General features: G+C 60.6%; 6 protein-coding genes. All 6 read right to left on the bottom strand.

The window, feature by feature from the left end:
- Window positions 1–372: 372 nt before the first annotated feature.
- On the bottom strand, window positions 373–1,671 hold the full coding sequence (locus IRZ24_RS13640) for a hypothetical protein (RefSeq protein ID WP_297165167.1): 1,299 nt from the start codon (window positions 1,669–1,671) through the stop codon (window positions 373–375).
- 146 nt (window positions 1,672–1,817) lie between these two features.
- Complete coding sequence (locus IRZ24_RS13635; RefSeq protein ID WP_297165164.1) at window positions 1,818–2,942, bottom strand: glycosyltransferase family 2 protein; 1,125 nt, start codon at window positions 2,940–2,942, stop codon at window positions 1,818–1,820.
- 7 nt (window positions 2,943–2,949) lie between these two features.
- Window positions 2,950–4,404: a glycosyltransferase family 2 protein gene (locus IRZ24_RS13630; protein WP_297165162.1), complete on the bottom strand. Its 1,455-nt coding sequence runs from the start codon at window positions 4,402–4,404 to the stop codon at window positions 2,950–2,952.
- 143 nt (window positions 4,405–4,547) lie between these two features.
- Window positions 4,548–5,756 (bottom strand): glycosyltransferase family 2 protein, encoded by a 1,209-nt coding sequence (locus IRZ24_RS13625; protein ID WP_297165161.1) that lies wholly within the window; start codon window positions 5,754–5,756, stop codon window positions 4,548–4,550.
- 148 nt (window positions 5,757–5,904) lie between these two features.
- Window positions 5,905–7,512, bottom strand: coding sequence for a carotenoid biosynthesis protein (locus tag IRZ24_RS13620; protein ID WP_297165159.1), 1,608 nt, complete (start codon window positions 7,510–7,512; stop codon window positions 5,905–5,907).
- A 188-nt stretch (window positions 7,513–7,700) separates the two neighbouring features.
- Window positions 7,701–7,982, bottom strand: a 282-nt coding sequence (locus IRZ24_RS13615) for a hypothetical protein (protein ID WP_297165157.1), incomplete at its 5' end; no start/stop codon positions are given.

Here is a 7,982-nt window from a genome sequence, read left to right as displayed (position 1 = left end):
GCGCAACTCGTGTCCATAGACGGAGGGATAATTCGTGATGAGTATACTCTTAGTGAAATAGAGCCACTCAGCTCCGGTCAGCTCATTCAAGGTATTTTTCTGTGAGACGCTCTCGGTATCCACATCACCCTCCCGTTGCTATCGTCGTTGCCAGCCAAAGAAAGAGATTGTAGTAGACGAGCAAGTTACTGCTCTGATTTTGACTGGCTCTCGCGTTCTCCTATGGGAGGCGTTACCAATGACGCCGGTTTACCCCATTGGCCGGCGTTTCCCCCTGGCAACGTCTCCTTACTCTCCTGCTCCCTGTGTAATCCGTTATCCGCGCGTAGATGCTGACCCCTGGTCTGCCTTGTGGGTGAGAGGTCGGCCTCCTTAGCGTGCTGCTGGCCAGATCAGTAGATCATCTGGGCCTGGTATTGGCTCTGCTGACTCGCTGCCCTGTGCTGGCCCTTGGACAGGACGAGAGCCTCGCCATTCACAGCGTACTTGCCCCTCGCGTAGCAGTCGCTGAATAACAGCGTCATGCTCAGCCTGGGTGAACTGACCAAAAGTGCTGCTAATAAGCTGCTGCCGTAGGTCTGGCCAGCGCCGACTACGTAGAGCGCGTCCTGTCTGTAATGTACGCTGATAGAGCTGTTCGCGAGCAGCAGCCCGGCGCTCCTCTCGTCTTGCCTGGAACCAGGCGCTGCCGAGCAGATTGGCCTGACTTTGCTCCTCAAGCCGACGCCAATAGGTACAGACAGCGTCATTCATTGCAAGCAGGCTATCCTGGCGACGCGTGGCGAAGAGTAGGGTATAGGGCGCCGTCTCGATGTGGGCTGGACCGCTGGGGCGTGGCAGAGCGATACGCTGCACGAGAGGAAAATGACGTTGGATCTGGGATAACAGTAGGTCGAGTAGCTCGGCGAGTGCCTCGGCAGAGAGAGGCGCGGCCTCATCGTGAGGCACCAAGGCCCGCCAACGATCACTGCGCAGCAGGTTGAGCAAAGCGGCAGCCTGCTGCTCATGGCGACGAGCGGCGCGCAGGCGGCTCTCCAGTTGGCGATGCATGATCAGCAAGCAGAGTTCCGTAGGGGCAGCGCGCAACAAGAGCGGCTCCAGGTCCTCATAGCGGAAAATCACTGGCGCCAATGGGTTGAGGGCGAAAACCGCCGGTGCCTGGTCAAGGGCCTGCAGAATAGCTGTGGCGGCTTCCGGCCAGCTAGCAGCAATCGAGCCACTGTCTCTGGGAATCGCTAGCTGCGGCCTGTGACTGCTGAGGCTGGCATTAAGGCCTGAGGCGGGACGAGTCGCGCTGCGTCCGCCCCCTGAGCCTGTTAGCAGCAGTCCGTAGAGAGCAAATGAGCGACCCTCAGCAACCAAGCGGGTAGAGAGAGTGTGTAAGGCTTGCAGCCAGGGATGCTGTGGCTGGGGATGGGTACGTCGCCTGCCTGTGGAACGCTCACGCGAGCTAACGCCCTCCTCGAGACTCGCCTCACGCCTGGCGGCCTGTTCTACCCGCGGTGGCTCACCACCCAGGGCATCAATCCAATAGCAGCGCCGATAGAGAGGATTCTGCTGCAATGCCCTACAGTAGCCAGCAAGGTACTCCTCTTGCAGCCAAAAGCGCAAGGAGGTTAGGAGATCCCCCTGGCGGAGAGAGCGGGCACGCGTCTCCGCATGTGCTGCCACCTGAGAGTATTCTTGATCGACATCTGCCCACAGATCATGCATGGTGAACCTATTCTATCACAGGCAGAGGCAGATAAGTAAGCAGCGTCATGGCCAGGCAAAGGTAACCCTCAATCTGTTGAACCTGGCGCGCTGAGAGAGATCACTCAAGGTCTGGAAATGCTGCTGCGACGCTGTCGAGGCGAAGGCAGGCCCAGCGCCTGAATGCTCGGCGGCTGACGAGGGGCATGACGTCCCTTCCATTCTGCTCCCCGTCCGCTCAGGGCCAGGCGTACTGTATCGAGCATCAGCAGACCGAAAGCTACCCAGCCAAGTGGAGCGAGCAGTGACCAGGTCACGGGCTGCCCCTGTTCGCGCTCGAAACTACGGCGCGCAAGCACCTGCAGAATTAGCGTTAACAGAGCGGGAATCAGTGTCAGCGCCGAGCGGCCCCATTGCCGGCGGCGGAGCCATCGCAAGCCCGTCAATGCACTGAGTAATGGTAGCAGACCGTAGCTGATCAATCCCAGACCGGCGCCGAGGCAGAGCCAGGGAGCCGAGGCTGTGACCGAGTAGACACTTTTGCGCCAACCGCGCCAGGCGCTGCGCCAAGTTGTCCACTGCTCATTAAAGACGAGGCCACGCCCATCAACAAAGTCTTCGCGACAGCCGCGACGCTTCAGAAACTGTGCTAGACCCACATCGTCGCCAAAGCTAGCTCGTAGTTCAGAAGCGCTGTAGCCACCGCTCGCCGCGTAGGCCGTGCGACGTACCAGCAGATACTGACCGACAGCTAAAGCACGACCTGGCTGTCGGGGGTCGCGCATTTCTGCAGGGGTAGCGAAATGCGTCATTAAGACCGCCCCTGCCGGGGTCAGCAAGCGCGAGCCATATCCCACGAGGCGCGCGTCAGGCAACATCGAGAGGAAATCGAGGCGCCGAGAGAGCGCATGGGCCATCATCCTGCGCAGGGCTTGAGGGGCGTGGCGCGTATCGGCGTCAGTAAAGAGCAACCAGTCACCGCGTGCCAGGGTGGCGCCGGTATGGAGAGCATGGGCCTTGCCGGCCCAACCGGCGGGCAGCTCATCGATGCGATAGACGCGTAAGCGCGCAGCGCGCTGCTGCCAGATAGCCAGCAGGGCCGGTGTGGCATCGGTTGAGCCATCATCGATGGCCAGCACCTCGAAGTCAGGATAATCCTGGGCCAGCAGGGATGACAGGCAGGCATTGATATGCGGCGCCTCGTTGCGGATCGGCACCACAATCGAAACGCGAGGCGCCGGCTCTGGCAAGGGGACCTCACTGGGAGGGAGGGTCTCCTTGAGCGTACGTCGAACGCGCCAGAGCTGCCAACTGGCTCCCAGCGTGGTCAGGCCTAGATAGGCAATGTGTAGCCAGAAAAGAAGGTGAAAGCGTTTTCCCATTGCAAAGTCCGACAAGGTAGTGGGCAAAGCCGCTAGGCGTCCTGGCAGCACGTGGGCGCAGGCGCTGGAGCAAGTTGCCCATGAAAGCCAGCGGGTGAACAGAGCGATGCTGCGGCGGGGCCATGCGCCCTTTCCAGGTGGCCCCGCGTCCGCTCAGCACGAGCCGGGTGGTATCAAGCATCAGCAGCCCAAAGGTGGCCCACCCCAGCGGGGCCGTCAGCGACCAGGCGAAAGGTAGACGATACTCACGCTCAAAACGCCGCTTCGTATCGATCTGAAAGAAGAGGGTCAGCGCTGCCAGAGTGCTCGCCAGCAGGCCTGAATAGCCTTGCTGTGGTCGTTGTGACTGAAACTGACTCTGCCTGCGAGAGCGCCAGAGCCACAGCTGACGCACCAAGGTGAAAGGAGGCAGCAGGCCATAGATGATCAGGGCTAGACCTAGGAGGCCGCCCAAAAGCGGACTGCTTGCCACCAGACCATAGTTGCTTTTGCGCATGCCCTCCCAGGCGCTTTTCCAGGTCGTCCACTGATCATTGAAGACTAAGCCGCGCTCAGCTACGATATCTTCACGGCAGCCGCGGCGTTTGAGATACCAGGCCAGGGTAATATCATCCGAGAAGGTCGAGCGCAGCTCGGGGGCATTGTAGCCGCCACAGGCCAGATAAGCTGAGCGTCGCACAAGCAGGTATTGACCGATGGCCAGCACGCGCGTTGGCTGTCGCGGATCGCGCATCTCGCCGGGCGTCGCCAGCATAGCCAGCAATGTGGCACCAATGGCTGTCAGCAGGCGCGCGGCTGCACCGGGCAGACGAGTATCGGTGAAAAGAGTTAGCAGATCGAGATGATGAGCAATAGCATGAGCCACAGCGCGACGCAAGGTTTGCGGAGCGTGGCGCGTATCGGCGTCGGTAAAGAGCAGCCAGTCGCCGTGTGCCAGGGTGGCGCCGGTATGGAGAGCATGAGCCTTGCCGGCCCAGCCGGCAGGCAGCTCGTCGACGCGCTGGACACGCAGACGCGGATCGCGCTGCTGCCAGGCGGCCAGGCGCGCAGGCGTGGCATCGGTTGAGCCATCATCGATAACGATGACCTCGAAATCAGGGTAGTCCTGGGCCAGGAGAGAGGCCAGACAGGTATCGATGTTGGCCTCCTCATTCCGTACAGGGAGAATAACGGAAACGCGAGGCGCCGGCTCGGGCAGCGAGGCCTCTTTATCGAGGGTAATCAGCTCCTTGATTCCCTTCTTGATGCGCCGGCGCTGCCAGAAGGCGACTACCGTGATGAAAAGTAAGAAGATCAATTGTAGATGTAAGAAGAATTGCGAGAGCTTCATGCTAGACACCTCGCCGCTGCAAGGCGTGTCCTCGGAAGGAGCACAGTCACCGATACCTACCAGGAGCTTGGCAGTTGCTCTGCCGCATTGGATTGGGCTTGTGCAACTGGCCTATTGGACCTGTTGCTTTCCCTACTGTCTGCCTACAATAAAGGTAGCACATTGCTGCTTGTGAGGCGTGGAGCACGACGGCCCTTCCAGTCGGCCCCCTGGCCATTGAGAGCCAGGCGCATGGTATCGAGCAGCAGCATGCCGAAAGCAGTACTGGCCAGGGGCGCCAGCAAAGCCCAGCGTGCCGGTAGCCCAAAAGCCTGGCCAAAGCGTCGCTTACTATCGATCTGCAGGCCGAGAGCCAGCAACGCCAGCAAGGCTGACAGACGCTCCTGGCGCAAGCGCCCGGGCCGCAGCGCCTCGCGCAAGGTCAGGAGGGGGGCCAGGCCATAGTAGATCAAGAAGCATCCCCCTACCAGTCCCAGCAGAGGATAGGGAGCCAGTTTCCCATAGGCGCCCTTGCGCAGACCGCGCCAGGCGCTGCGCCAGGTGGTCCATTGCACATTTTTCACGAGACCACAGCCTCCAACGATGTCCTCACGCCAGCCCTGACGCTTAAAGACCTGGGCGATCCCCATATCCTCGGTGAAGGAGGCCCGCACCTCCGGTGCGGCAAAGCCCCCTGTAGCCTCATACGCCTCGCGTCGTACCAGGATGTACTGACCGAAGGCGAAGGCCTGACGTGGATGGGCTGCGCTGCGAATCTCACCGGGTGTGATCAATACCGTCAACAGCAGGCCGGTCATGGGGGTGAGCAGGCGTGCTGCCAAACCAATGATTTGCATCTCAGTGAACATCGAGAGCAGATCAAGACGGTGAGCGATGGCATGAGCAACCATGAGGCGCAGGGTCTGGGGCGCATGGCGCGTATCGGCATCGGTAAAGAGCAGCCAGTCGCCGTGTGCCAGGGTGGCGCCGGTATGGAGAGCATGAGCCTTGCCGGCCCAGCCGGCAGGCAGCTCGTCGACGCGCTGGACACGCAGGCGCGGATCGCGCTGCTGCCAGGCGGCCAGGCGCGCAGGCGTGGCATCGGTTGAGCCATCGTCAACAACAATAACCTCGAAATCAGGATAATCCTGACCTAACAGCGAGGCAAGACAGCCATCGATATTCTCCTGCTCGTTGCGCACGGGCAGAATAATGGAGACACGCGGGGCCGGCTGGGGCAGGCGCCGCGGGCGAGGTGAGGCTGTCTCACGAATGGCCTTCTGAATGCGATAGTCCTGCCACAGTCCCAGCAAGACGCTGGCACTGAGCAGGAACGTGCGTAGTGCGCTCAAAAGGCGCGTTACTTTCTGCATACCTCTATGATTCCGCCTTTACTGACTGAATAAGTAAGTAGCAAAGCAAACGGGCTATTTTCAAGCCCGAGTAAGGCCCCGGGGGCAGGGTCCCAGGCAGGGCAGTCTGGTGCGGCCTGAAACAGGCCGACGAGGGGTTCAGCCAGGGCTATGAAACTGAGAGAGGGCCATCTCTGCGTGGAGAAGGAGGTGGTGATGTCGCTCCAGAGAGAAGCTGCACCTGTTCCTCGACCACGCGTCGCATCTGCTCGGCAGAGGGAAAATCTCGGCGGTAGAGCGCTGGGCCGAAGCGCACGGTCACCCGCCAGCGCTGATGCCGTCCCTTCTCGCGGGCGTAGGCCAGGCCAGCCGGGACGACGGCCACTTGCGTACGGCCATCGCGTTCTGCCATTTCGACCAACTTAACGAAGCCGGGGCGGAATGGCAGAAATTGCTCCAGATTCGACTTGGGCGAGGGATGTGGGTCGATATTAGGATACGCTTCTGGGAAGATAACGAGGACCTCACCGGCTCGGAGCAGGCTGACAGCACGCGTGGCCATCTGGCGCAAGTAGCGCCGCACCTCGCGCTGACTGTAGGCGCGGGGCTTACTGTTGCTGTTAGTCTCCAGCTCGCGGAATTGCTCGCTGCGCAGCACGACGAGCCAGTCGACCAGCGAGCAGCCCAGTTCTATGGCGAAGCGCGAAGTTTTCGAGCGCAGCCAGTCGAGAGCGACGACCGTGTGCAAGCGGCGAGGAATGGCCCGTAGCAGGGCATAGCCGTCATAAAAGTAGTGGAAATGGCGTGCGGCGATCAAGACCGGACCTTTGCGTGGCACTTGCTCCAGTCCCTCGACCCGAATGCGCACCGCCCAATGGGAGATCGCGCGGGCACCAGCGCGCATCAGTAGCCAGGTCGACTGGCTCAGGGCACGGCGTCCTGGATGCTGAGGATGGGGGTGTCCTTCTTCGCGTGGAAAGACCACCAGCGACTCCGGCACCAGGACAAAGACCGCCGTCAAGAGCAGTGGCGACCAGAGGCCGCTGCCCAGATTGAGGGCCATCACAAAGCCTGTGTTGGCTGTATAGACAGCGAACGGCAGCCAGATGGCCAGGTGGTGCACATCGAGATCGGAGCGCCACAGCCAGCGGCTGATCGCCATCAGCAGCAGGCAATTAACAACCCACAAGAAGAGGTTCCCCACGGGCAGACCGTAGGCGCTGCTATAGCCACTCAGAAGACCGGTCGCTGTGGCGAGGTGTCCGCTCACAAGCACGGCGTTCAGTGCCAAATCCCAGACTGTCAGAAAGTAGGTACCAAGCACCAGCGACCAGAGCGTCTGTCGCTCCAATCCGAGCCGATCTGTTAGCTTGCTGGCCAGCAGATAGGATGTGAAACCCATATAGAACCATGAGAGCGGGAGCGAGTAGGGGACAATGCCAGCCAGCTTCGGACCCGGGAAGGCGGAGAAAGAAGCGGTGCTCAGCGGTATGCCCATCAGGCTGAGCAGGCTCACGGCAATCGAGACCAGGACCGAGGCGGCGAAAAAGACCAGCGTGCGCCGCGCATCGATGCACAGCAGGCCAAAGAGCAGCATGGTAGCTGCCCCAAAGAGGATATGCAGCGAGCCGGCCCAGTGCAGGGCAAACTGGAAGATACGCACTCCGATGGGATTGCTGTTCCACAGTTCAGGATGAGGCAGGATAATCAGGAGACCACCCAGGGCGAAGACTAGCGCCGCCAGGTGGCAGATGAAGAGCAATTTGACGATTCTCATTTGGCAAGGCTACCTCCACGAACACGGACAGTCGGGCGGCATCCAAGGCGAACCCCTCGTCTCAATCACCATTCTATAACCTCTGCACGCTTTCCGACCAGTCCCAGTGCTCGCTTGCCTTCCTGCACCTTGCCTGCTGCTGAGGGCTGGCTGGCCCGCAGCTCAAGGGAAATGCTGCCAGTTTTTTCTCACAGCTCTGACGTTTCCAAGGCCTGGGCTACTTCTCTGGCCAGGCTTTCGGAGGGAGATTCATGCCCTTTGACTCGTGAATGGAAAACGCAGGTCTGGCCACACTTGAACTGGACGCGAATCAGGCGGGCCACATAGCCATCGCGGCGTAGGGGCTGTTCCTCTTGCGATTGGATGGCTCCCAGGCCAAGGGCTGGGTGAATCAAGGTATTGCCGTCCTGGTATTCGCGCTGGAACATCTCGTGAAAAGCGACTTCCCAGGAGAGAATACTGAAGTAGAA

It is taken from the genome of Thermogemmatispora sp. (genome assembly GCF_019683755.1).
Classification (GTDB): domain Bacteria; phylum Chloroflexota; class Ktedonobacteria; order Ktedonobacterales; family Ktedonobacteraceae; genus Thermogemmatispora.
This window is presented reverse-complemented; position numbering and strand designations above follow the sequence as displayed.